The organism is Tardiphaga sp. P9-11 (assembly GCF_008329525.1).
In the GTDB taxonomy this organism is placed as follows: domain Bacteria; phylum Pseudomonadota; class Alphaproteobacteria; order Rhizobiales; family Xanthobacteraceae; genus Tardiphaga.
Window position 1 is genome coordinate 1,020,679 of sequence record NZ_NPKQ01000001.1, and the last position, 23,267, is coordinate 1,043,945.

Consider the following 23,267-nt stretch of genomic DNA (forward strand, 5'->3'; position numbering starts at 1 on the left):
GCCTAGGGATGGCTGATATCGACATCGTGTTTACGTCAGCGAAATTCGCCGACGGTAGTCTCAACACGATCGCCGTCAGCGGCGGTTGCATCGTCTCGATCTCGCCGGCCAGCGATCTCGTGCCGCAGGCCACGGGGGCGATTGATCTCGGTGGCGCGCTGGTGGTGCCATCCTTGGTCGAAGGCCACGTCCACCTCGATACCAGCTTCTATGGCGATGTCTGGCGACCGCATCAGCCTTACACCAACGGCTTCAGCGTGCAGGAACGCGTTGCCTTTCAAGCCGACAACATGGCCAAGGCCGCGCCGATGGCGGAGCGGGCGCGCAGTCAGCTTGAGCTTTGCCTCGGTCACGGCAGCACGCGGATGCGTAGCCATGTGATGGTCGATGGTTCGGTCGGTCTCAAATCGCTGGAGACGATCCTCACCGTTCGCGAGGCGTATCGCGACGTCATCGACATCCAGCTCGTGGCCTTCCCGCAGAGCGGCATCCTGCGCAGTCCGGGCACGCCGGACTTGCTCGACGCGGCCTTCGATCTCGGTGCCAATGTGATCGGCGGTCTCGATCCCGGCGGCTTCGATCGCGATGTCGAGAAACATCTCGATGTGGTGTTCGGAATCGCCGAGCGACGCGGTGTCGATGTCGACATCCATCTGCACGATCCCTCCATGCTCGGTATTTTCGAGATCGAACAGATTTGCGCGCGCACGCGTGCGCTCGGCATGCAGGGCCATGTCGCTATCAGCCACGCTTATTCGCTGGGCGATGTTGCGGCCGACGTTGTTCAGCGCACCGCCGACGTGCTGGCTGCGAGTGGCGTTGCGATCATGACCAATGCGCCGGGTGCGCGGCCTTTTCCACCGGTCAAACTGTTGCGCGCAGCCGGGGTCATCGTATTCGGCGGCTGCGACAATATCCGCGATTCCTGGTGGCCCTATGGCGATGGCGACATGCTCGGCCGCGCGATGATGATCGGCTATCGCTCCGGCTTCAACACCGATGCCGATCTGATGCTGGCATTCGACATCGTCACCGCTGGCGGCGCGCAGGCATTGCGGCTCGACGACTGGGGCCTCCGAGCCGGCGCGAAGGCCGACTTCATCGCGCTGGATGCGCCTCATGTTCCGCAGGCGGTGGTCGATCTGCCGAAGCGCCGCGCGGTCTACAAGAACGGCCGGCTGGTGGCGCGGGATGGGGAGATGATCGCCCGCAAGGCTTGAATCATCGGTCAAACTCGCTACGACTGGCCTCAAATATATGCTGGCGTGCCAGACACTCTGGAGACGATGAATGCTTGAAACACCGCGCGCGCGACGGGGCATGGTGACCTCGCCGCATCACCTGGCGTCGCAGGCCGGTCTCGATGTGCTCAAGGACGGCGGCACCGCCGTGGAGGCGGCGATCGCCGTGGCGGCTGCGCTTGCGGTTGTCTATCCGCACATGACCGGTATTGGCGGTGACGGCTTTTGGCTGATCGCCGAGCCGGGCAAGGCGCCGACCACGGTGGATGCCTGCGGCCGCGCCGGCGCGGCGGTGGATCTCGCTTATTATGCCGCGAAGGGCGCTGCGACGATCCCGTTCCGCGGGCCGCTCGCCGCCAATACCGTCGCCGGCACCGTCTCCGGCTGGCAGAAGGCGCTGGACGTCTCGAAGCATTGGCAAGCGCCGTTGTCGCGCGAACGCCTGCTGGAAAGCGCGATCTATTACGCTGAGAACGGCATCGTCGTCACGCGCAGTCAGTCCGAACTCACCACCGAGAAATTCGCAGAACTGAAAGACCAGCCGAATTTCGCCGAAACCTTCATGCCGAACGGTCAGGCGCCAGCCGAAGGCGATGTCATGAAGCTGCCGGCGCTCGGCGCGACGCTGAAGCGTCTCGCTGCTGAGGGCTTCGAGAGCTTTTACAAGGGCAAGCTGGCCGACACGATCGCCGCAGACCTCGCCAAGGTTGCATCGCCTGTCACTGCCGCTGACCTGCAGAACCATCAAGCCACCGAACGTCCGCCGCTCTCGACCACTGTGCGCGGCGCGCAGCTGTTCAATATGGCGCCGCCGACGCAGGGCCTGTCGTCGCTGATGATTCTGGCGATGTTCGATCGTCTCGGCGTCACCCAGGCCGAGGGATTCGACCACATCCACGGTCTGGTCGAGGCCACCAAGCAGGCCTTCATCGTGCGCGACGAGCATGTCGGAGATCCCGATCACATGACGGTCGATCCCGCGGCTTTTCTCGACGATGCCAAGTTGGACGAGCTTGCGCGTCACATCGATCGCAAGGTTGCGTTGCCGTGGCCGCATATCCGCAAGCCCGGTGACACCATCTGGCTCGGTGTCATTGACGGCCACGGCCGCTCGGTGTCGTTCATCCAGTCGGTCTATTTCGAATTCGGGTCCGGCGTGGTGCTGCCCGAAACCGGCATCTGCTGGCAAAATCGCGGCGCTTCGTTCCGGCTGCAGGAGTCAGGCTGGAATGCGCTGAAGCCGAACCGCAAGCCATTCCACACGCTCAATCCGGCGATGGCGATCTTCGATGATGGCCGCCGCATGGTCTATGGCAACATGGGCGGCGAGGGGCAACCGCAGACCCAGTCCGCCGTGTTCTCGCGCTACGGCATGTTTGGCATGCCGCTGCAGCAGGCCGTGACCGCGCCGCGCTGGCTGCTCGGCAAGACCTGGGGCGACGAAAGCGTCACGCTGAAGGTGGAGGACCGCTTCGATCCCGCATTGATCCAGCAGCTTCGGGATGCCGGACACGTGGTCGAGGTGCTCGGCAGCTATACCGGCACCATGGGCCATGCCGGCGCCATCGTGCTGCACGCCAACGGCGTGCTCGAAGGTGCGACAGACCCGCGCTCGGATGGTGCCGTCGCCGCTTGGTGATCAGCTCGCCATCATCTTGCGTAGCTCGGTCTTGAGGATCTTGCCGTTGGCGTTGCGCGGCAACGGCTCCTTCAGGAAGGTGATCGTATCCGGCACCTTGTAGTCGGACAGCCGTTCAGCGCAGTAGGTCCGGATGTCGGCTTCGTTGCCGCCATCGGGGCTGTAGGCGAAGGCGTGCACGCGTTCGCCCAGCACCGGATCCGGCTTGCCGATCACTGCGCTCTCGACGATCGCAGGATGATGCGACATCACATTCTCGACTTCGGTGCAGTAGATCTTGAAGCCGGCGCGGTTGATCATGTCCTTCTTGCGGTCGACCACCGAGACGTACCCATCCGCATCGATGCGGCCGATGTCGCCGGAGCGCCAGTAGCCGCCGACGAAGCCGCTGCGCGTGCCATCCGGATTGTCCCAATAGCCAGGCACGACCATGGCGCCCGCGATCAGCAGCTCGCCGTCTTGCCCGGTAGGCACCTCGCGGCCGTCGTCATCGACGACGACGATGCGCGCACCGAGCACGGGCTGTCCGACGGTGTTGATCTTACTCGCAGGCGAACCGGGCGGGAGGATCGTCGCGGGTGACGATGTCTCCGTCGAGCCATAAGCATTGCAGAGATTGAGGCTCGGCAATGCCTCGGCGAGCCGCTTGATGGTCGCTTCGGGCATCGGTGCGCCGCCGAAGCCGGCGATGCGCCAGGCCGACAGGTCGTGCCTGTCGAAGTCCGGCTGCAGCAGGCAGAGATTGTACATCGCCGGCACCATCAGCGTATAAGTCATGCGCTCGCGTGCCGCGATGGTGAGAAATTCCGGTGCCTTGAAGGTCGGCAGGATGACGGTGGTGCCGGCAACATTGATGGTCGCAAGGATCAGCGCCACCAGCCCGGTGACATGCGAGGCCGGTACCGCCAGCATACTGACATCGCCGTCGCGCAGGCCGTAGCCATGCTGGAAGTTGAGCACCGAGTGGATGATGCTCACATGAGTGAGCATCGCGCCTTTCGGGCTGCCTGTCGTGCCCGACGTATAGAGCAGAAAAGCGGTGTCTTCCTGATGGAGTTCGGGAAGCGCAGCGGCAGGCGCATCCTTCATCAATTCCGCAAACGATGCTGCGCGTCCGCTGCCGACCACCCACTGATTGCGCAAGTCCGCACGCGGTGCGGGCAGGTTGGCCTCGCAGTCGGCGTCATAGACCAGCGCCGAGGCTTGGCATTGCTGCAGCACGTAGTCGATCTCCGGCATGCGTTGCCGGGTGTTGAGCGGCACGACAATCATCCCTGCGCGGCTGGCGCCGAGCGCGAGATGGACGAATTCCAGGCAGTTGCCGAGCAGCATTGCGATGCGCTCGCCTTTCTGGAAGCCGGCGGCGATGAGATTGCGCGCAATATTCTCGGCGATGCGGTCAAGCTGCGCATAAGTGACGCGTTGCTCGCCGAGCACCAGTGCTATGCCATCGGGCTTGCGCGCGACAGCGGCGCGCAGCATGGCGTCGAGGCTCAGTGGACGGTCCAGGAAACAGGTGACGACGCGTTCGCCGTAGAGAACTTCGTGGCGTGTCGCCGGCATCGAGGTTCCCGGCGCGATCTGTCCTTGCATGTCCATCCCAGACGTTTTTGCGCGCCGCAATCGGCACGCCCCGCCATTTGGCTGGCGATGATGACGTCAGGTTAATCAGCCATGCGGCGAATGCCAACCCGCGTCGCCGCATGGCTCGTAACGCGTGAGATGTGCGTCCGGCGCTAGCGCGCTTCCACCGTCACATGCCGTAATTCATGCACGGCTGTAAGGCGCTGACGCACCGCCTCGACACTCGCTGCGCCGGCAAAGCCGACGATCGCAGCATGCGCACCGGGGCCGATGCGCCAGACGTGGAGGTCGAAGATGCGGGCATCGCCGGGCCGCTCGACCTCGTCGCGGATTTCTTGTTCGAGATGCGGATCTGACGTGTCGAGCAGCACGGCCGAGGTGTCGCGTAGCAGGTTCCAGGCCCAGGACGCGATGACGATGCCGCCGACGATGCCCATCACGGGATCGAGCCAGACCCAGCCGAGATGACGCCCGGCGAGCAGAGCCGCGATCGCAAGGACGGATGTCAGCGCGTCGGCCATCACATGACGGGCTGCCGAGCGCATGTTGTTGTCCTGATGATGTGCGCTGTGATCGTGGCTGTGCCCATGATCGTGCGCGCGGCCGTGGTGATGATCATGGCCATGACGATGACCGTAGCCGCCGGAAAGCAGAAAGACGCTGGCGATATTGACGACGAGGCCCAAGATCGCGACCAGTGTGGCCTCGTTGAAGGCAACAGGGGAGGGGTCGAGCAATCGCATGATGGACTCAACCGCGATGGCGAGCGCGATCAAAGCTAGAATCAGTGCCGAGGCAAAGCCGGCGAGATCGCCGACCTTGCCGGTGCCGAAAGTGAAGCGGCGGTTGTGCGCGTTGCGCCGCGCAAAGGCGTAGGCGCCGGCTGCAACGGCCAGAGCGCCGGCATGGGTCGCCATGTGGAAACCGTCCGCCAGCAGCGCCATCGAATTGAAGATCGTGCCGGCAACGATTTCGCCGACCATCATCAGCGCCGTGAGGACGACCACCCACAGCGTGCGGCGAGTGTTCTCGTCATGATTGTTGCCCAGAAACAGGTGCTCGTGGGACAGGGCGTCGATGTCGGCGTGGGTGTGCATGCTGCCGCTCCTTATTTCGTGTAGCGCCGGATGGCGGCGATGAGTTCTTCGGCGCCGGCCGCACGGTCGTCCGTGCTGAGACCGGGATGGGCGACATGCTCGCGGACATGGTCCTCGATCAGTTCATCCATCAGCCCGCTTACGGCGCCACGCACGCCTGCGACCTGATGCAGGATCGTGGCACAGCCTGCGTCTTCGGTGATGGCCTTCTCAATGGCGGCCATCTGGCCGGCGAGCCGACGGACCCGGGCGAGCAGTTTGGTCTTGTTAGCGGTGAGGTGCGACATAGAATAGTCCCCTACCCTATATTTCCGTCAAACGAAAGTCCCCACCCGGCGAGAAGCCGGGCGGGGGAGTTTGCGGGAGGAAACGGGGAAATCGATCAGGCCGCTGCGGCCATCACGCGGGGGTGGGCGACGTGTTCCTTGAGCACCAGGCCGGAGGCGTCGACCTCGGCGAGCGAGACGTCGTAGCTCCAGAGATCGGCGAGATGTTGCAGCACCCGCTTGGCGTCGGCTTCGTTGAGCAGGGCGCCATTGAGCACCGAATGCTTCAGCATCAGCCGGCGATCGCCGGCGAGGTCGACATCCACCACTTCGATATTAGCGTCGATCAAGCCGACGTCGTACTGACGCGCCAGCACACGTCGGACGCGACGGTAGCCACGCTCGTCATGGATGGCGTCGACACGGATGCCTTCCGACACGGCCGGATCGTCATGCAGGTGGAACATCCGCATGTGGCGCATCAGTCGCGGGCTAAGGAACTGGCTGACGAAGCTCTCATCGCGGTAGTTCGCCCAGATATCGCGTAGGACCGCCATCGCATCGCCTTTGCCTGCGATATCGGGAAACCACGCGCGGTCCTCGTCGGTTGGATCGGTGACGATTTTTTCGATGTCCTGCATCATGGCGAAGCCGAGCGCATAGGGGTTGAAGCCAGAGAAGCGCCGGTCGTCGTAATTTGGCTGGAACACGACATTGGTGTGCGATTGCAGGAATTCCAGGAAGTTGCCGTCCGATATCTGACCGGTCTGATGCAGTCGGGTCATGATGCGATAGTGCACGTATGTCGCCGTACCCTCATTCATCACCTTGGTCTGGCCCTGTGGATAGAAATACTGCGAGATATTCCGGACGATGCGCAGCAGTTCACGTTGCCAGGTCTGCAAGCGGGGCGCCGCCTTTTCCAGGAAGTATAGCAGATTCTCTTGCGGAAGGCCGAGCAGGGCACGCCGGCGCTCCACGCTGAGCAATGACGCGCTCTTCGTTGGCCCCGTTGGCACCGTGCGCCATAGATCGTTGAACGATGTTTCTTCGTGGTTGCGGCGTTCCCGGGCGCGCTTTTCCTCGGCCCGCAGATCCAGCGATTTCTTGCCGGGATAGCGATCGACGCCGTGCGACATCAGCGCGTGCGCGGCATCGAGTGTCTGCTCCACTGCTGCCCGGCCATACCTTTCTTCGCACTGCGCCACATAGCCCTTGGCGAAATCGAGATAATCGAGGATGCCGTCGGCGTCAGTCCACTGCTTGAACAAATAATTGTTCTTGAAGAAGTGATTATGACCGAAAGCGGCGTGGGCAATGACCAGCGTCTGCATGGTCGCCGTGTTTTCCTCCATCAGGTAGGAAATGCATGGCGACGAGTTGATGACGATCTCATAGGCCAAGCCCATCAGGCCCTTGCGATAGGAGGCTTCCTGATGGGCGAATTGTTTGCCGAACGACCAGTGCTTGTAATACAGCGGCATGCCTACGGACGAGTAAGCATCCAGCATCTGTTCGGCGGTGATGACTTCGATCTGGTTCGGGTAGACGTTGAGGCCGAGCTCCTTTTCGGCAATCTCCTCGCAGGCATCGTGGATGCGCTGCAATGTGGTGAAGTCCCAGTCCGCGCCTTCGTAGAGACGGTCTGTCATGGAGCCACCCTCTCCTTGGCCTGGCGACGCTGAAACAGGTCGTGGAACACCGGAAAGATCTCGCTGCGGTCGTTGACCTTGCGCATCGACAGCGGTGCACCTTCCGCGCGCAGCCGCTGATACAGCGTCCACAGTGAGGATTCCGACATTTCGAACGGATGGCTGCCGGATTCGCCCACTTCCAGATAGGCAAAGAATTGCGTCACCGGCAGGATCATGTCCTTGAGCAGGCGGCCGGAGAGATCGCCATCGGCATAGGAGTTGTCGCCGTCCGAGGCCTGTGCGGCATAGATATTCCAGTCGGCGGGGCGATAGCGTGACTGCACGATCTCATGCATGGCCTGCAGTGCGCTGGAAACCAGCGTGCCGCCCGATGCGGGGCCGTGGAAGAAGGTCTGCTCGTCGACTTCCTCGGCACGGTCGGTGTGACGGATGAAGACGATCTCGACCTTGCGATAGCGACGTGTCAGGAAGACATAGAGCAGCATGTAGAACCGCTTGGCGAGATCCTTCATGTGCTCGGACATCGAGCCGGAGACGTCCATCAGGCAGAACATCACTGCCTGCGCCACCGGCTTTGGCACGGTCTCGAAGCGGCGATAGCGGATATCGATGGGATCGATGAAGGGAATCCGCCGCATCTTGGATTTCAGCCGCTCGATTTCTGCCAGCAATTCGGGGCGGCGCTCGTCACTGCAATGCTCGAGTTCGGCTTCCAGTTGCGCGATGGTTTCAGGCCGCGGGCGTTGCAATGCGACGCGTCGGGCCATGGCCAAGCGCACGGTGCGGCTGACCGAGATATTGGCAGGCGAGCCTGACGTCGTATATCCGGCGCGGCGCAGGCCTTCATTCTCGACTTCGGCCAGCTTGCGCTTGGAAAGATCCGGCAGTTCCAGGTCGTCGAGGAACATGTCGACGAATTCATCCCGGCTGAGCACAAATCGGAACGCATCCTCGCCGTCGCCTTCACCGGCATCATTCGATCTGCCGCTCTTCGATTGCGGTCGCTGAAGGTAATCACCTTCCACAAATTTCACGTTGCCGGGCAACACCCGGTCGCGAATCCCGCCTTCGCGATAAAACCGGGGCTCGCTCATCCCGTCGAGCGGGATGGACACTTCGCCACCTTCCAGGACGTCTTTGATGTCGCGGTCCTGGGAGGCTTTCTTGACGGCTCCCTGAACCAGAGCTTTCGCGCGCCGCAAGAACCGCTGGCGGTTCTCAAGACTCTTGCTGCTCGGGTTCAGGCGTCTATCGACGATATGCATGGCCACGTTATGTTGGCTCCTTGCGTCAGCCGGCCTGTTTCACGCGCATATACCATTCGACGAGACGGCGAACCTGGCGCTCGGTGTAGCCGCGATCAACCATCCGCGCGACGAAGTCGTCGTGCTTTTTCTCGGTCTCGCCGTCCTTCTTCGATCCGAAGGAAATCACCGGAAGCAGATCTTCAACTTGAGAGAAGATGCGCTTTTCGATGACTTCCCTGATCTTCTCATAACTCGTCCAGGTCGGATTCTTTCCACCGTTCTGTGCCCGCGAGCGAAGCGAGAACTTCACGACTTCGTTGCGGAAGTCCTTGGGGTTGGCGATTCCGGCCGGCTTTTCGATCTTGCTCAGTTCCTGATTGAGCAATTCACGATCGAGCAATTGTCCGGTGTCAGGATCCTTGAAGTCCTGATCCTCGATCCAGGCATCGGCATAGTCGACGTAACGATCGAACAGGTTCTGGCCGTAGTCCGAATAGGATTCCAGATAGGCTTTCTGGATTTCGTGACCAATGAACTCCGCATAACGCGGCACCAGTTCGGCCTTGATGAATTCGAGGTAACGTTTTTCGACTTCATCAGGCATCTGCTCCCTGCGGATCGCCTGCTCCAGCGTATACATCAGGTGAACGGGATCTGCCCCAATCTCCGACGTGTCGTGATTGTAGGTCGCGGCCAAAACTTTGAACGCGAAGCGCGTCGATGCACCGTCCATGCCCTCATCAACACCGGCGGCGTCTTTGTATTCCTGAACGCTGCGGGCTTTCGGGTCAGACTCTTTCAGGCTTTCGCCGTCGTAGACCCGCATTTTGGCGAAGGTGGTCGAGTTTTCGTGCTTACGCAGCCGCGACATCACGGAGAAGCGCGCCAGGGTTTCCAGCGTCGCCGGAGCGCAAGGTGCGGTGGCGAGTTCGGAACCCTGAATGAGCTTCTCGTAGATCTTCTGTTCTTCGGTGACGCGCAGGCAGTACGGCACCTTGATGACGCAGATACGATCGATGAAGGCTTCGTTGTTCTTGTTGGCCTTGAAACTCTGCCACTCGGACTCGTTGGAGTGGGCGAGAATCACGCCAGTGAACGGAATTGCACCGATATTTTCGGTGCCGATATAGTTGCCTTCCTGCGTCGCCGTCAGCAACGGATGCAGCATCTTGATCGGCGCCTTGAACATTTCGACGAATTCAAGCACGCCCTGATTGGCGCGGTTGAGGCCGCCGGAGTAGCTGTAGGCGTCGGGATCGTTCTGGGCGAAGATTTCGAGCTTGCGGATATCCACCTTGCCGACCAGCGAGGAAATGTCCTGGTTGTTCTCATCGCCGGGTTCGGTCTTGGCGATGGCAATCTGGCGCAACCGCGACGGCTGGATGCGGGCGACTCGGAATTGCGAGATGTCGCCGCCGAAAGCTTCGAGTCGCTTGTAGCACCATGGACTCATGAGACCCGTAAGCCGTCGGCGCGGAATGCCGTACTTCTCTTCGATCATCGGGCCGAGCGTGTCAGGATCGAACAGGCTGAGCGGGCTTTCATAGACCGGGCTGAGCTCGTCGCCAGCTTTCAACACATAAATAGGATGGACTTCCATCAGAGCCTTGAGGCGTTCGGCAAGCGATGATTTGCCGCCGCCGACCGGGCCGAGCAGATAGAGAATCTGCTTGCGCTCTTCGAGGCCCTGCGCCGCATGGCGGAAGAAGGCGACGATGCGTTCGATCGTATCTTCCATGCCGTGAAAGCCGGCAAAGGCTGGATAGCTACGGATGGTACGATTCAAAAAAATACGGCCAAGGCGTGGATCCTTGGCCGTATCTATCATTTGAGGCTCGCCGATCGCCGCCAGCAGGCGTTCCGCCGCGTTGGCATATCGCATCGGGTCTCCTCTGCAGGATTCCAGATACTCGGACATCGACATGTCGGTCTGACTTCGGGCTTCGTAAGTTCGAGCGAACGCATTGAACAGAGAATCGTTGTACATGATCCCTCTCCTTGCTGGTCGGCCGTCCTATTGGTCGCGCTACTCCTAGCGTGGTAACGGAACGCGTCTTCCGATCGCGACTCAACATCAGCACTTAGCCTTCAGGACACATCCAGGTCCGAAATCGCGCAATGCGATCTGAGTGCATCGCGCGACTCATATTAAGGCACATGCATATAAGTTAGGCGAGTTTCGCCATGTCTCAAGGGCTATCTGAGCGATTGTCGGCATCTGTGACTCGCGCGCCACAAAGTTGCCGTATGTTGGAAGCTTTCGGAATCATGTACCGACGGCGCAGTTTGGATGAGTCGAAACGCGCACAAGAATGCTGGTGGGCGGAGGTTGCGCTCAGTTCCGATCGCCGGGCAGGACAGGCAGCGGAGTCACCTCGATACCTTCATCGATCAGCGACCGTGCTTCATCCGGCGTCGCTTCGCCGTAGATCGGACGATGTTCGATGTCCCCATAATGCATCTTGCGGGCTTCGGTCGGAAAGCTTTCACCGACATTGTCCGCGTTTTTGGTGACGTGATCGCGCAGTTCTTTCAGCTTGGCGCGCAACTCGGCTTCCTGTGGCGCCATCATCAGCGGGGCTGTGGTCTCGGAACCCGCGTCAGGGGCGGGGGCCTCCGCGGGGGCCAGGCGATTCTTGCTATTGCCCACGATGCGCGGGGCCATAATGGCCTTCTCGACCTTCACCGATCCGCAATTCGGGCAGTTCACCAGCTTGCGCTTCACCTGGGAGTCGTACGCACCAGAGCTCTGGAACCAGCTTTCGAAAGCGTGTCCCTTCTCGCAGCGCAAATTGTAACGGATCATGTCGCTTCCCGGACGAGATGCAGATAGTCCGGACCTGACTTGGGATCGCTGACGCTGAAGCGACGGCCATGCTGTAGTGACGGCACGGTGTTGCGCGCTTCCGTCACCTTCGCAGGATCGATCTTGGCCAGAATGAAGCCCGGCTCGACGCCGGTCGCCTCGGCGAGAACCACGCCCCACGGGTCGATAATCAGAGAGTGGCCATAAGTCGCGCGCTTGTTCTCATGCACGCCGCCTTGCGCGGCCGCAAATACGAAGCAGCCGGTCTCGATAGCGCGGGCGCGCAGCAGCGTGTGCCAATGGGCTTCGCCAGTCTTCTGTGTGAAGGCTGAGGGCACCGTCAGGAACGACGCGCCGCTTTCGGCCAGTGCGCGGTACAGCGCCGGGAAGCGCACATCGTAGCAGATGGTCAGGCCAATGCGCCCCCAGGGAAGGTCGGAGATGACGGCGGTCTCGCCCGGCTGATAATTCGCGGATTCGCGATAGCTCTCGCCGTTCGGCAGGTCGATGTCGAACATATGGATCTTGTCATAGCTCGCCAGGACATTGCCGTCCGGTCCGATCAGGAACGAGCGATTAGCGGCGCGTTCCGGGTTGGCCAGCACGGCCAGCGATCCCACATGCAGATAGATTTTCAGCTCTGCGGCCAGTGCACGATAGGCCTTGAGGGAAAGATCGTCTTCCTCCGGGCGCAAATGCTCGAACAGTGCGGTGCGATTGAGCTGCATCATGTTGCTCACTTCCGGTGTGAGCACATAGTCGGCGCCGGCGAGTGCGGCTTCGCGGATCAGATGCCGACCCTGTTCGAGGCTCGGCTCCGGCAGCAGGCCGGTACGCATCTGCACCATGGCGGCGGTGAAGGTCTGGGGCTCGGAGGCCGGGGATACCTGGCTCATGAGGTGGCCTTTTCGCCTGCAATCATGGTGTCGAGTTTGCCTTCGCGGTCCAATGCATAGAGATCGTCGCAGCCGCCGATCAGGGTGCCGTCGATGAAGATCTGCGGGAAGGTGGCGCCGGGGTAGGTCCGGTCGAACATTTCCTGGCGCAGGTTCGGATCGGTTGCCGTGTCGAAATGGGTGAAAGCCGCCTTCTTGCGCTGGAGCAGCGAGATCGCGGCGCTGCAATAGCCGCAGCCGGGGCGGGTGTAGATTTCAATCGCGGCAGCCATCGGGTGCTCCAGTTGCAGGGAAGTGCCTGATTATATGGGGACCTTGTGGGCCTCCACAACCCGCGCGAAGACCAGCACATCGACCTGGGCGGCCTTGGCGCGCAGCAGCGCCTGTGCGCAGGCGTCCGTCGTGGCGCCGGAGGTCAGTACGTCGTCAACCAGAATGACGCGGCGGCCCTGGATTTCAGCGCGGCGTTCGGGCGGGACCTTGAAGGCGCCCTGGACATTACTGGCACGCTCGGCCCGCGACAGGCCGATCTGGTGTTCGGTCGGGCGTATTCGCCGCAAGGCGTCGCGGGATATCGCAACGCCGCTCTGCCGGCCGATTGCCCGCGCCAGCGCGCCGGACTGGTTGAAGCGCCGGCTGAAGCCGCGCCGCCAATGCAGCGGCACCGGCACCAGAAGATCGGCATCCGCGAGCAATTCCTTCCCCGCACGCGCCATCCAGCGGCCCATGGTTGGCGCGAGGTCAGTCCGGTCATGATATTTCAACTGATGCACCAGCGCCCGGGCGACATCGTCGTAGCGCACGGCTGCGCGGGCGCGGTGATAGGCCGGCGGATCGGCGATCGCCTGCATCGACAGGATTCCCGGGCCGGGATCGTAGACGAACGGAATGCCAAGCCGGCTGCAGAACGGCGGCGCGATGAAGGACAACTTGCCCCAGCAGCCCGCGCAGACGCCTTCGCCGGCGACGGGTTCCCGGCAGGCGACGCAGAGCGTCGGCAGAGCGATGTCGAGCGCAAGACGGGCGGTCTGCGTCCATGCAGAGCGGCAAAGCTTCAGCGCGCCGCGCAATTGCGCGGGGAGGGACCACGACACTGTCGCCTCTGCGTCCATAGGTTGAAGGCTAGAGCCCTCTTGCGTTGATCTCAAGCGCGATTGCCAGATCCCGGGTCTTCGGCGTACCAAGCCGCATGGCTCAGACCTCCAATACTGCACCGATCCTGTTCGACCGCGCGCTGCTGCGGGCGCGGCAGGCGCGCGCGTCAAAATTGGGTGTCGAGACCTTTCTGCTGGATCGTGTTGTCGCCGACATGGACGAGCGATTGCAGGCGGTGCTGCGCCAGTTCGACAATGCCGTCGATGTGGCAACGCCGGGCAATCGTTTGCGCGATGTTGTGGCCGGGCGTGTCGGCCATTTCGCGCATGTCGACGTGCCCGACGTCGAGAGCGATGGCCTTGGTCTCGCGCCGGCGTCACTCGACCTCGTCGTCTCGGCGCTCGGGTTGCACTTCGTCAACGATCTGCCGGGCGTGATGGCGCAGGTTCGCCGTGCGCTGAAGCCGGATGGTCTGCTGCTGGCGGCGATGCTTGGCGGCGATACGCTGACCGAACTGCGACAATCGTTTGCCGCCGCCGAAGCCGAGCTCGAAGGCGGGATCTCGCCGCGTGTCGCGCCGTCGGCCGATCTGCGCGATGTCGGTGCGCTTCTGCAGCGCGCGGGATTTGCGCTACCGGTGACCGATGTCGATCGCGTCGTGGTGCGCTATGACAGCGCCTTCGGTCTGATGCAGGATCTGCGCAGGATGGGTGCCACCAATGTGCTGGTCGAGCGCCGCCGGGCGCCGCTCCGCCGCGCGACACTGCTGCGGATGGCGCAGATCTACAGCGAGCGTTTCGCCGATCCCGACGGCCGCATCCGCGCGACCTTCGACGTCATCTGGCTGTCCGGCTGGGCGCCGCATGAGAGCCAGCAAAAGCCATTGAAGCCTGGCTCGGCGAAAGCGAGTCTCGCGGATGCTGTGAAGGGGCTGAAGCCCTAGAGCAGATCGATCAGATGCGGGATCAGCGGGATATCCGCAGCCGGCATCGGATAGTCGCGCAACTTGTTCGGCCGCACCCAGGCAAGGTTCTGGCCTTCCCTGGACATCGCGAGGCCTTCCCAGCGCCGGCAGATATAGAGCGGCATCAACAGGTGAAAATCCTCATAGGCGTGGCTGGCGAAGGTCAGCGGCGCGAGGCAGGCCTCCTTCACGGTGATCCCGAGTTCTTCATCGAGTTCGCGGATCAGCGCCGCTTCGGGCCGTTCGCCGGGCTCAAGCTTGCCGCCGGGAAATTCCCAGAGACCGGCCAGCGTCTTGCCCTCCGGCCGCTGTGCGAGCAACACGCGGCCGTCGGGATCGATCAATGCACAGGCGACGACGAGGACGAGTTTCACGACCGGTAGTCGCCGTTGATGGCGACATATTCCTTGGTGAGGTCGCAGGTCAGCACGCGGTCGCGCCCCTTGCCGAGGCCGAGCGTGACCTTGATCTGCACCTTCGGATTCTTCATCGCGTTGGATACTTCAGTCTCGTCATAGGATGGATCGCGCGCACCCAGTTTGGCGACGCGGATGCCGTTGAAGGAGATAGAGAGCTTGTCGCGGTTGGCGGGCTCGCCGGCCTTGCCGACGGCCATCACCACGCGGCCCCAATTGGCGTCTTCGCCGGCGATCGCCGTCTTCACCAGCGGTGAGTTGGCAATCGACATGGCGATCTTGCGTGCCGAGGCCTTGGTTGTCGCGCCTTCGACGACGACTTCCACCAGCTTGCGGGCGCCTTCGCCGTCGCGTGCGACCTGTTCGGCGAGGTCGTTGAGAATGACGTTCAGCGCCTTCACGAAGGGCTTCAACCTGATGTCGCTCGCCTTGGTGATCTTCGGTGCGCCCTGTGCGGCTGCCGCTCCGGTCGCGAACATCAAGAGCGTGTCCGAGGTCGAGGTGTCACCATCGATGGTCACGGCGTTGAACGAATCTTCCACGCCGGCCTTCAGCAGTGCCTGCAATGCGGGCGCACTGATCGGCGCATCGGTGAAGATGAACGAGAGCATGGTCGCCATGTCCGGCGCGATCATGCCGGCGCCCTTCGCCATGCCGTTGATGGTGACCTTGGCCTTGCCGAGTTTCACGGTGGCGGTGGCGACCTTCGGGAAGGTGTCGGTGGTCATGATCGCCTTGGCGGCGTCCATCCAGCCATCGGGACCGGCGCTTTCCGCCAGCGTGGCGAGCACGCCGTTGAACTTGGTTGCGTCGAGTGGTTCGCCGATCACGCCGGTCGAGGCCAGGAAGATCTCGTTCGGCTTGCAGCCCACAGCCTTGGACGCGATGTCGCCGGTGAGTTTGGTCGAGGTCTTGCCGGTCTTGCCGGTGAAGGCGTTGGCATTGCCGGAATTGACCACCAGCGCCTGCGCCTTGCCGCCCTTCAGCACTGCGCGGCACCATTCGACGGGTGCCGACGGGCACTTCGATTTGGTGAACACGCCGGCCGCCGTCGTGCCCTTGTCCATCACCGCGAGCAGCACATCGGTGCGGCCCTTGTAGCGGATCCCGGCGGCGGCCGTGGCGAGGCGCACGCCTGCGATGGCGGGCAGCTCGGGAACGTTGGTCGGGGCGAGGGGGGAGATGGGAGATGGCTTGGCCATGAGTGCTTTCAGCTTTCGTAAAAAGATGAAGCGCTCTGTATCACCTCTGCCACCGTGGTGGGAGAGGGCTTCATGATCAGATGGCGTCGGTGGCCAGTGTCATGTCTCCGTCATGCGGAGGACTTTTATTTACTCGGTCATGACCTGATCCGAAAACCGCTACCCACTTTTCGGGATCGTGCTCTAGCCCGGGCCGAACTTGAACTTGCCGTTCTCTTCAAGAAACGGACCGCTGCGCATATAGAGCTGGCCATTCTCGCCGATGAAAAACAGCGTGTTCTTCGGCACTTTCTTGGCGCCGTTCAGCAGGAACTTGGCATTGCTGGTGCCCATCTTGTACGCGAAGGTCTTGCCGGAGGCGTCGTAACCATAGCCCATGTCCGGAGCGAGGACCCAGGGGGTGGGTGCCTGAGCCAAGGCCGGACCCGCAAGGGCCGATGTCACCAGCGCGGTGGCGCACAGCATCGTAAAAGCGCGAGCGGTCATCGCCAGTTCTCCGAAAAGTGTTTTTTGAAACATGCATCGCGACGGTGCGGCAGGCTTGAACAAATCACGAACGGCGATAGTCCGTCAATGCGGTCGCGAAAGAGTTTGTTATTTTGCAGGTCCCGCCGGGCGACTATCTTCCGCATTCGGGCTAAGCCGGTCCAGGTTGAATGCGGCGATGGGGATGATTCGACAATGCGAACGATCGTGAAGAGCCTTTTGGTTGTGGGCGCGGTGGTATTGGCGCCCGGTCTTGCTGCGGCGGATGACTACAAGCTCAGCCATAACCAGCGTATTTCCTGCAGCCGTGGCCTTAGCGCCGGCAAGCTGAGCACGGCCACCTGCCGTTCCTATGCTTACCTGTTCAACGCCAAGACCTCCGAATATTTCCGTTGCTCTGTGTCGTTGTCGATGACGCGCGACGCCAAGGAAGTCATCAATGTGCAGAGCGACGGCTCCTGCGTGAAGAAGCCGCGCGTGTTTGACACCGACTCCACCTATTCGTTCGATGCGACCGAGACCGAACCGCCGAATACCAATTCGTTCTTCGGCAACGGCGGCTTTGCCATGTGGGTGAGCGACAATACCCAGCAGAAAGTCCGCGGCTGTGTCACGATTCCGTCGGGACTCGGCTCGGACGTGTCGCGCTGTATCGATATGAAGTTCGAATAGACGGTCTCCCTTTTCCCTCCCCCGCGCTTGCGTGGGGAGCGACTGTCTTTCGGGTCAAGCGTTTTTGGGTTGCCATGTCGTTTTGTCCCGGAGGATGGCGTTGAGGATCGTTAGCAACTTGCGTGCGACGGCGATGATGGCCACGAGCTTTGGCTTGCCGGCAGCGACGAGCCTGTCGCGGAAAGCTTTGAGTGTTGGATTGAAGCGTGCGGCGACCATGGCGCCCATGAACAGCACGCCGCGGACGCTTGCTCTTCCGCCGCCGATGAAGCTCTTGCCGCGCCATTGACCGGACTGCCGGGTCCATGGCGCCAGACCCACGAGCGCTGCGATCTGGCGGCGATCAAGCGTGCCCAGCTCCGGCAGTTCGGCAATCAGGCTGCGTGCGATGACCGGCCCGACGCCGGGCACTGACGCCAGCAGGTCCTCTTTCTCAGCCCACACCGGTGACCCCCGCACGTGATCGCCGATATCGCCGTCCAGTTCGGACAACTCTTTCTCCAGCGCCTTGTGCAACCGCGCGATGCTCTTCTTCAGGCGCGGATTGCTGACGCGGCGGGCGCGTTGGCTTTCCGCAGCGATCATCTCGACGATCTGGCGCCGGCGCGCGACGAGGTCGGCGAGCAGGCGCGTCATCTCGTCGGGCAGTTCACGCAACTGCGGCTTGGTCGCCTCGGCAAAATGCGCGATCACCATGGCGTCGATCGGATCGGTCTTGGCCCGCTTGCCAAGCGCATTGGCAAAGGCGCGCACCTGCGCCGGATTGACCACCACCACCGGCAGTCCCGCGCCAGCCAGGCCTGCCGCCACGACCGTCTCGAAGCCACCCGTGGCCTCGACGGCCACGCGTTGCGGAGAGACCGTCTTCAGCCGTTCGATAAGCTCGTCGATGCCGGCCCCGTGGCGGCCAACCGCGAAGCTCTGACCAGATGGACGCACCGCCACGTCCAGCCGATCCTTCGATACATCGATGCCAACATAAATCGCGTCCATCAGATCCCATCCTTGCGCAACCGGGCTCGCCAAGCGGCCCAAGCGACTGTCCGGGTTCGATGGAACGGCAAGCGAAGACCCATGCTCCCCACCGGGCTTGGTGTCCCTCGGGTGATGCGGTCTCCCGCCTGCCACCGCTCCGCCAAGCTTAGCAGAAACGGCATTCCGCAAGTTACAAGGGTGGCCGGCCGCTTGGCCGGTCGGGTGGGGGTAGTGCAACAAGCTCGGAGTGTGCGGAGACACCCCACCCCGGCCTCCACTTCGTCGATGCTTCGCATCGCCTCGTTCGCCCGACCCTCCCCACTGCGCCGCTACGCGGCTTGAGGGAGGGATACTTCCGGCCTCCGAGCGCTATTGCGGATTCGAAAGTCAAACAGCCACTGCTCTTCAGACATGCGACATCACCCCTGTTGTTTGCGGCGCGGGGGCGCCGTCGTGGTTTGCATTCCCGCCCCCTGTGAGAGGGCGTGCGGAACGCCGGGTGCCCGTTGCACCCTTGGGCCTGATGCCGATGCGGTCTTCCGCAAGGTAGTGCATCAGGACTTTCGGAGGCGCAGGGCAAGTGCCCAGCGTTCCGCATGCGGTGTTTTTTCGGTTGCTTGCGCTTTGCCATGGCGAACGGTTCTGTCGAACGATTCCATCACCAAAATTACAGTCCCAAGGCGAAGGGACAGGGTGCCTCAAGCGAGTAAGCCGAACGCGTTTTGACTTGGTCGTCCGTCACGTGATCTGCAGGTTTCTGCCATCTCAAGACAAACCGTGCCGCCTGTCCCAGTGGTATCCTGACCACAGACGATCCGGCCTGCCCGAAGACAGCCGTCACCCACATCTCCCGTGACGCCGCATCTCCGGCGTCCACCGCATCCCACCCCGCGAACGTGACGATCGCGATCGCCCCTCTCGGTGGGGCAGGACGAGGGGAATATAAACCTGATGAGGATGATGTCAACGGAAGATAGGAAAAAATGTTTGGTGCTGCCTTGCCGCCCTACACTGTCATTCCCCGGCAAACCAATTGGTTTGCCTGAGGGCGGGACCGACGCTGGAGGCGACGGGACCGAACCTCCGCCGCTTCAAGTGGAGCGGCTGAGGTTCGCACTGCAGCGGCTGCGCCGCTTTCATGCGCCCCGGAATGACAGCGGAAACTCCGGGCTCAGTCCAGCGATGAGCAGTCGCCAGCCTCAAAAGCAAAAGGGCACGCGCTTCGGCGCGTGCCCTTCGATGTATTGAACTCAAGAAGAGAGCAAAACAGGCAGGCGCGTCTAACGCCCTGCCAAGCCTGCGCGACTTTACTCCGGCTTGATGCCGGCGAACTGGGCGACCTTGCCCCACTTCTCGATTTCGGACTGAACATAGGCATCCATGTCGGCCGGCGAACCGCCGGTCGGATCGGCGCCGAGCTTGATCAGGCGGGCGGTGCCGTCGGCCGACTTGATGAATTTGTCGGTCGAGGCATTAAGCTTGGCGATGATCTCCTTCGGCGTCTTGGCGGGCGCCGCGATGGTGAACCAGGAGGCGGCGTCGTAGCCGGCCACGCCGGATTCGGCGATGGTCGGAATGTCCTTCATCGGCTCCCAGCGCTTGCTGGTGGAGACGGCGAGCGCGCGGATCTGGTTGCTCTCCGCGAAAGGCTGTGCCGCCGGCAGGTTGTCGATCATCACATGGACGCGGCCGCCGATCAGGTCGGTGAGCGCGGGCGCGCTGCCCTTGTAAGGCACGTGGGTGAGCTTCACGCCGGTCATCGACTTGAACAGTTCGGTCGACAGATGTGCGGTCGAGCCGAGGCCCGGCGTGCCGTAGAAATATTCGTCCGGCTTGGCCTTGGCGAGTTCGATGAATTCCTTGACGCTCTTGGCCGGCAGCGCATTGGTGACCGAGAACAGGTTCGGCACCTTGGCGATCACGATCACCGACGCCAGATCCTTGACCGGATCATAGGTCATGTTCTTGAACACGAACTTGTTGATCGCGTGGGTGCCGGGTGTGCCGACCAGGAAGGTGTAACCGTCGCCTTCGGCCTTGGCGACGAAATCAGCGGCGATGTTGCCGCCGGCGCCGGCCTTGTTCTCGACGATGAACTGCTGGCCCATCTCTTCGGACATCTTCTGCGCGACGACGCGGGCCAGAATGTCGGTGGTGCCGCCGGCCGCGAACGGAACGATGAACTTCACCGGCTTGGTGGGCCACTCTGCGGCGCTGGCGCGGCGCGACAGGATCGGCAGGGTGCCGAGGGCAGCCGCGCCGCCGAGGATCACGGAGCGGCGGGACGGGAAGCGGATCGATGATGACATCTCGAAGAGTCCTTTTGCGTGTCGGACAGGCCGCGCGGCTGCGACGCGCGATCTGGTTGAGGGTGTTTAAGACAATGACGGGAGGCCGGGATCAAGTGGGAACCGGCACGGCTGGGGCAACGAACCCGACGGTCCGCTCCTGCGACTCATCTGCGCAACCGGCAGGTACTTTAAGCTTCTCCCGATCAAGCATTCCCATGGAAAAACATGCATGGGAATGTGCTGCGTGGATGGTACTATGTTGCACTGCGCGTTGCTACCGCAATGCAATACCATCCTTAAGCATTCGGTACTAACGGCTGATGACGTGCGTCGGAAGGTCGCGTTTCCGGCATAGCGGCGATGAACAGGATTAGGCCGATCCCCGCCAAAGCGGCAAGCGTCAGGAATGCCGCGGTGTAGCCGGCCTTGACCACGATCACGCCGGCAATGGCCGTGCTGAGAGCGCCGCCCAATCCCGCGGCGGTGGCGATCGCGCCCTGGCTGATATTGAAGTGCCCGGTGCCGTAAGTGAGGTCCGCGACCACCAGCGGGAAGATCGCACCAAAGATTCCGGCGCCGACGCCGTCGAGGGTCTGCACGCCGACCAGCCAGTAGGGATTGTCCGAGAGCGGATACAGCGCGCCGCGCAGCGCCAGCACGGCAAGCGCGCAGGCAAAGAGCGGCTTGCGGCCCCAGACATCGGCCTTGCGGCCGACCAGCATGGCGACCGGCACCATCACGAGCTGCGCCGCGACGATACAGACCGACATCAGCGTGGTGCCAAGCTCGTTGTTCACCAGTGCGAGTTTCTGGCCGACCAGCGGCAGCATGGCTGCATTGGAGAAATGAAACAGCACGGTGGCGGCGGCGAATATCAGGAGCGGCTTGCAGGTCAGCAGCACCTGAAAGCCGGAAGGCCGGTCGGCGGCATCGTGATCGTGCGTTTCGTCGAGATCGCCGAGGCCGCGGGCCATCTGGTGATCGATGGCGTCAGCGGGGATCGCCAGTGTCGCGAGGATGCTCGCCACAGCCATCGCGGCCATCAGCCAGAACACGACAATCGGCCCGAAGGCATAGGCGAAGATGCCGGCCAATGTGGCCGTCGTCGCATTGCCGGCATGGTTGAATGCCTCGTTACGGCCGATCCGGCGGGCAAAGGCTCTGGGGCCGACAATGCCGAGCGTGATCGCTGCCAGTGCCGGCGCGAAGACGGCCGCGGCGACACCGGTCAGGGCCTGCATCGTGGCAACGAAGACGAAGCCCGGATACAGCGGCAGCACGATCGAGCCCAGTGTCACGATGACGGCGCCAAGAATGACGATGGCGCGCTTGGCCGTGGTCTTGTCGATCAGGGCGCCAGCGGGGGTCTGCGCGACGATCCCGGCGAGGGCTGCGACCGACATCACGACGCCGATCGAGGCTTCATCCCATTTCTGGACCGTCAGCAGATAGATCGCGAGATAGGGCCCGAGCCCATCGCGGACATCGGCGAGAAAGAAGTTCAGTGCGTCGAGCGGATGTTTGATCTTGTCGGCGTCGTGCACGCGTGGTCCTCACGGCACGTGAGGTGCCCGGCAGGCAACGGCGGCTGGTTGATCCGGTTCCGCGGTATTCGGCGTGGGCGCCGTCCTGTCTGCCGGCGTCCCCGCCCAGGTGGAGATGACAGAGGGGAGGTCCGCGATCAACCGTTTAAAAACGAAGGCCGCGATGCTCTCGCATCGCGGCCTGAAATCGGGTCTTGTGGGCCGGCTTTACTTGCCGATGCCCTTTTCCTTGAAGTACTTCAGCGCGCCCGGATGGAACGGCACCGGTGAACGCTCCTGTATCTGGTTGTCGAGCGAGAAGCTCTCGGCTTCCTTGTGTACGGCGACGATGTCGGCCTTCTTCTCGACCAGCGTCTTGACGATGTTGTAGGCGTCGTCATCGCTCATCTTGTTGCCGGTGACGATGATGTTCCAGACTTCGGTATTGGCATTGTCCTTGTCCATGCCGGGATAGATGCTCTTGCTGATGTTCGAGGGCGAATACAGCTTGCCGTATTTCGCATTCATCTTGTCGGCGAGGTCGGCGTGGTCGATCAGCTTCATCTTCAGGCCGGGTGTTGCGGCGAGGTCGGTGACGGCAGCGGTCGGCACGCCGCCGACCCACATGAAGGCGTCGATCTTGCGGTCCTTGATGGCGTTGACGCTCTCCGCGACGCCGAGCCGCTCGCGCTTCATGTCCTTGTCCTTGTCGAGACCGGCGGCTTCGAGCACCCGGAACGCCATCACCTCGGTGGCGCTGCCCGGCGAACCCGTGGAGACGCGCTTGCCTTTGAGATCCGACATCTTCTCGATGCCGGTGCCATCCACGGTCACCACATGCATGCGGTTCGGATAGACCACGAGCAGCGTCTGCAGCGGGACCTTGCCGCTCTTGAACTTGTCCTCACCCTTGAAGGCGTCGAGCGCGGCGTCGGCCATGCTGAAGCCCATCTCGCTCTGGCCCGAGGCGATCAGCTTGAGGTTATCGACCGAGCCGCCAGTGACTTCCGCGGTGGCCTGGGTGTTCGGGAGTGCCTTCGACAGCACATTGGCGATGGCGCCGCCGAGCGGATAATAGACGCCGCCGGTGCCGCCGGTGCCGATCGCCATGGTCTTCTGCTGCGCGATGGCCGCGCCGGCAAGGCCGGCAGTGGCGACCAGCGCCACGGCAATCGATGTCTTTCTGAAACGCTTGAACATGGGTTGTCCTCT

At 62.4% G+C, this 23,267-nt stretch carries 21 protein-coding genes; 4 read left to right on the forward strand and 17 right to left on the reverse strand.

Annotated features, from left to right (window positions below; genetic code table 11):
* Nucleotides 1-8: 8 nt before the first annotated feature.
* Nucleotides 9-1,220 carry an amidohydrolase family protein gene (locus CIW50_RS04685; RefSeq protein ID WP_149530050.1) on the forward strand — a complete coding sequence of 404 codons (1,212 nt, stop codon included), beginning with the start codon at nt 9-11 and terminating at the stop codon, nt 1,218-1,220.
* Nucleotides 1,221-1,290: 70 nt separating this feature from the next.
* Entirely contained in the window at nt 1,291-2,880 is a 1,590-nt protein-coding gene (gene ggt / locus CIW50_RS04690) for a gamma-glutamyltransferase (RefSeq protein ID WP_149530051.1), read from the forward strand.
* Here ggt and CIW50_RS04695 read toward each other — a convergent pair whose 3' ends face one another.
* The 10 genes from CIW50_RS04695 to CIW50_RS04740 form a co-directional block, all read right to left on the reverse strand.
* Nucleotides 2,881-4,473 carry a class I adenylate-forming enzyme family protein gene (locus CIW50_RS04695; protein WP_246664141.1) on the reverse strand — a complete coding sequence of 531 codons (1,593 nt, stop codon included), beginning with the start codon at nt 4,471-4,473 and terminating at the stop codon, nt 2,881-2,883.
* Between the two features lie 143 nt (nt 4,474-4,616).
* Nucleotides 4,617-5,561, reverse strand: coding sequence for a CDF family Co(II)/Ni(II) efflux transporter DmeF (gene dmeF, locus CIW50_RS04700; RefSeq protein ID WP_149530052.1), 945 nt, complete (start codon nt 5,559-5,561; stop codon nt 4,617-4,619).
* Nucleotides 5,562-5,572: 11 nt separating this feature from the next.
* Nucleotides 5,573-5,848 carry a metal/formaldehyde-sensitive transcriptional repressor gene (locus CIW50_RS04705; RefSeq protein WP_149530053.1) on the reverse strand — a complete coding sequence of 92 codons (276 nt, stop codon included), beginning with the start codon at nt 5,846-5,848 and terminating at the stop codon, nt 5,573-5,575.
* Between the two features lie 95 nt (nt 5,849-5,943).
* Nucleotides 5,944-7,479 carry a SpoVR family protein gene (locus tag CIW50_RS04710; protein ID WP_149530054.1) on the reverse strand — a complete coding sequence of 512 codons (1,536 nt, stop codon included), beginning with the start codon at nt 7,477-7,479 and terminating at the stop codon, nt 5,944-5,946.
* Nucleotides 7,476-8,747 carry a YeaH/YhbH family protein gene (locus CIW50_RS04715; RefSeq protein ID WP_172980236.1) on the reverse strand — a complete coding sequence of 424 codons (1,272 nt, stop codon included), beginning with the start codon at nt 8,745-8,747 and terminating at the stop codon, nt 7,476-7,478. Before CIW50_RS04715 ends, CIW50_RS04710 begins: the two co-directional genes overlap by 4 nt.
* A gap of 25 nt (nt 8,748-8,772) precedes the next feature.
* The gene (locus CIW50_RS04720; protein ID WP_149530056.1) at nt 8,773-10,716 is read right to left on the reverse strand and encodes a PrkA family serine protein kinase; all 1,944 of its coding nucleotides are present in this window, start codon (nt 10,714-10,716) and stop codon (nt 8,773-8,775) included.
* A gap of 348 nt (nt 10,717-11,064) precedes the next feature.
* Nucleotides 11,065-11,535, reverse strand: coding sequence for a DUF1178 family protein (locus CIW50_RS04725; RefSeq protein ID WP_149530057.1), 471 nt, complete (start codon nt 11,533-11,535; stop codon nt 11,065-11,067).
* Nucleotides 11,532-12,431 carry a carbon-nitrogen hydrolase family protein gene (locus CIW50_RS04730; RefSeq protein WP_149530058.1) on the reverse strand — a complete coding sequence of 300 codons (900 nt, stop codon included), beginning with the start codon at nt 12,429-12,431 and terminating at the stop codon, nt 11,532-11,534. Before CIW50_RS04730 ends, CIW50_RS04725 begins: the two co-directional genes overlap by 4 nt.
* Entirely contained in the window at nt 12,428-12,703 is a 276-nt protein-coding gene (gene grxC / locus CIW50_RS04735) for a glutaredoxin 3 (protein ID WP_149530059.1), read from the reverse strand. The genes CIW50_RS04730 and grxC overlap by 4 nt, the downstream gene beginning before the upstream one ends.
* 30 nt (nt 12,704-12,733) lie before the next feature.
* On the reverse strand, nt 12,734-13,543 hold the full coding sequence (locus tag CIW50_RS04740) for a ComF family protein (RefSeq protein ID WP_149530060.1): 810 nt from the start codon (nt 13,541-13,543) through the stop codon (nt 12,734-12,736).
* A gap of 77 nt (nt 13,544-13,620) precedes the next feature.
* Between CIW50_RS04740 and CIW50_RS04745 the strand changes: the two genes are divergently transcribed.
* Nucleotides 13,621-14,469, forward strand: a complete 849-nt coding sequence (locus CIW50_RS04745; RefSeq protein WP_149530061.1) for a methyltransferase domain-containing protein — start codon at nt 13,621-13,623, stop codon at nt 14,467-14,469.
* Here the strand turns inward: CIW50_RS04745 and CIW50_RS04750 are convergent.
* The 3 genes from CIW50_RS04750 to CIW50_RS04760 all read right to left on the reverse strand — a co-directional run bounded on the left by CIW50_RS04750 (nt 14,466) and on the right by CIW50_RS04760 (nt 16,594).
* Nucleotides 14,466-14,864 (reverse strand): (deoxy)nucleoside triphosphate pyrophosphohydrolase, encoded by a 399-nt coding sequence (locus CIW50_RS04750; protein WP_149530062.1) that lies wholly within the window; start codon nt 14,862-14,864, stop codon nt 14,466-14,468. The two genes, CIW50_RS04745 and CIW50_RS04750, sit on opposite strands and share 4 nt — an antisense overlap.
* Nucleotides 14,861-16,108: a bifunctional glutamate N-acetyltransferase/amino-acid acetyltransferase ArgJ gene (gene argJ / locus CIW50_RS04755; RefSeq protein WP_149530063.1), complete on the reverse strand. Its 1,248-nt coding sequence runs from the start codon at nt 16,106-16,108 to the stop codon at nt 14,861-14,863. Before argJ ends, CIW50_RS04750 begins: the two co-directional genes overlap by 4 nt.
* A gap of 183 nt (nt 16,109-16,291) precedes the next feature.
* On the reverse strand, nt 16,292-16,594 hold the full coding sequence (locus CIW50_RS04760; RefSeq protein WP_172980216.1) for a hypothetical protein: 303 nt from the start codon (nt 16,592-16,594) through the stop codon (nt 16,292-16,294).
* A gap of 195 nt (nt 16,595-16,789) precedes the next feature.
* Here CIW50_RS04760 and CIW50_RS04765 point away from each other — a divergent pair, with 195 nt between their 5' ends.
* Complete coding sequence (locus CIW50_RS04765; protein ID WP_149530064.1) at nt 16,790-17,266, forward strand: hypothetical protein; 477 nt, start codon at nt 16,790-16,792, stop codon at nt 17,264-17,266.
* 54 nt (nt 17,267-17,320) lie between these two features.
* On the opposite strand, the gene CIW50_RS04770 is transcribed toward CIW50_RS04765, so the two are convergent.
* The 4 genes from CIW50_RS04770 to CIW50_RS04785 all read right to left on the reverse strand — a co-directional run bounded on the left by CIW50_RS04770 (nt 17,321) and on the right by CIW50_RS04785 (nt 23,255).
* Nucleotides 17,321-18,259 (reverse strand): IS110 family RNA-guided transposase, encoded by a 939-nt coding sequence (locus CIW50_RS04770; protein ID WP_149530065.1) that lies wholly within the window; start codon nt 18,257-18,259, stop codon nt 17,321-17,323.
* Between the two features lie 1,289 nt (nt 18,260-19,548).
* Complete coding sequence (locus CIW50_RS04775; RefSeq protein WP_149530066.1) at nt 19,549-20,550, reverse strand: Bug family tripartite tricarboxylate transporter substrate binding protein; 1,002 nt, start codon at nt 20,548-20,550, stop codon at nt 19,549-19,551.
* A gap of 278 nt (nt 20,551-20,828) precedes the next feature.
* The gene (locus CIW50_RS04780; RefSeq protein ID WP_149530067.1) at nt 20,829-22,076 is read right to left on the reverse strand and encodes an MFS transporter; all 1,248 of its coding nucleotides are present in this window, start codon (nt 22,074-22,076) and stop codon (nt 20,829-20,831) included.
* A 207-nt stretch (nt 22,077-22,283) separates the two neighbouring features.
* Entirely contained in the window at nt 22,284-23,255 is a 972-nt protein-coding gene (locus tag CIW50_RS04785; RefSeq protein WP_149530068.1) for a TAXI family TRAP transporter solute-binding subunit, read from the reverse strand.
* Nucleotides 23,256-23,267: the final 12 nt, after the last annotated feature.

Excerpts from the sequence above, each read along its gene's own strand:
- CIW50_RS04685 (WP_149530050.1), top strand. The coding sequence starts at position 9 with ATGGCTGATATCGACATCGTGTTTACGTCAGCGAAATTCGCCGACGGT.
- ggt (WP_149530051.1), top strand. The coding sequence starts at position 1,291 with ATGCTTGAAACACCGCGCGCGCGACGGGGCATGGTGACCTCGCCGCAT.
- CIW50_RS04695 (WP_246664141.1), bottom strand. The coding sequence starts at position 4,473 with ATGCAAGGACAGATCGCGCCGGGAACCTCGATGCCGGCGACACGCCAC.
- dmeF (WP_149530052.1), bottom strand. The coding sequence starts at position 5,561 with ATGCACACCCACGCCGACATCGACGCCCTGTCCCACGAGCACCTGTTT.
- CIW50_RS04705 (WP_149530053.1), bottom strand. The coding sequence starts at position 5,848 with ATGTCGCACCTCACCGCTAACAAGACCAAACTGCTCGCCCGGGTCCGT.
- CIW50_RS04710 (WP_149530054.1), bottom strand. The coding sequence starts at position 7,479 with ATGACAGACCGTCTCTACGAAGGCGCGGACTGGGACTTCACCACATTG.
- CIW50_RS04715 (WP_172980236.1), bottom strand. The coding sequence starts at position 8,747 with ATGCATATCGTCGATAGACGCCTGAACCCGAGCAGCAAGAGTCTTGAG.
- CIW50_RS04720 (WP_149530056.1), bottom strand. The coding sequence starts at position 10,716 with ATGTACAACGATTCTCTGTTCAATGCGTTCGCTCGAACTTACGAAGCC.
- CIW50_RS04725 (WP_149530057.1), bottom strand. The coding sequence starts at position 11,535 with ATGATCCGTTACAATTTGCGCTGCGAGAAGGGACACGCTTTCGAAAGC.
- CIW50_RS04730 (WP_149530058.1), bottom strand. The coding sequence starts at position 12,431 with ATGAGCCAGGTATCCCCGGCCTCCGAGCCCCAGACCTTCACCGCCGCC.
- grxC (WP_149530059.1), bottom strand. The coding sequence starts at position 12,703 with ATGGCTGCCGCGATTGAAATCTACACCCGCCCCGGCTGCGGCTATTGC.
- CIW50_RS04740 (WP_149530060.1), bottom strand. The coding sequence starts at position 13,543 with ATGGACGCAGAGGCGACAGTGTCGTGGTCCCTCCCCGCGCAATTGCGC.
- CIW50_RS04745 (WP_149530061.1), top strand. The coding sequence starts at position 13,621 with ATGGCTCAGACCTCCAATACTGCACCGATCCTGTTCGACCGCGCGCTG.
- argJ (WP_149530063.1), bottom strand. The coding sequence starts at position 16,108 with ATGGCCAAGCCATCTCCCATCTCCCCCCTCGCCCCGACCAACGTTCCC.
- CIW50_RS04760 (WP_172980216.1), bottom strand. The coding sequence starts at position 16,594 with ATGACCGCTCGCGCTTTTACGATGCTGTGCGCCACCGCGCTGGTGACA.
- CIW50_RS04765 (WP_149530064.1), top strand. The coding sequence starts at position 16,790 with ATGCGAACGATCGTGAAGAGCCTTTTGGTTGTGGGCGCGGTGGTATTG.
- CIW50_RS04770 (WP_149530065.1), bottom strand. The coding sequence starts at position 18,259 with ATGGACGCGATTTATGTTGGCATCGATGTATCGAAGGATCGGCTGGAC.
- CIW50_RS04775 (WP_149530066.1), bottom strand. The coding sequence starts at position 20,550 with ATGTCATCATCGATCCGCTTCCCGTCCCGCCGCTCCGTGATCCTCGGC.
- CIW50_RS04785 (WP_149530068.1), bottom strand. The coding sequence starts at position 23,255 with ATGTTCAAGCGTTTCAGAAAGACATCGATTGCCGTGGCGCTGGTCGCC.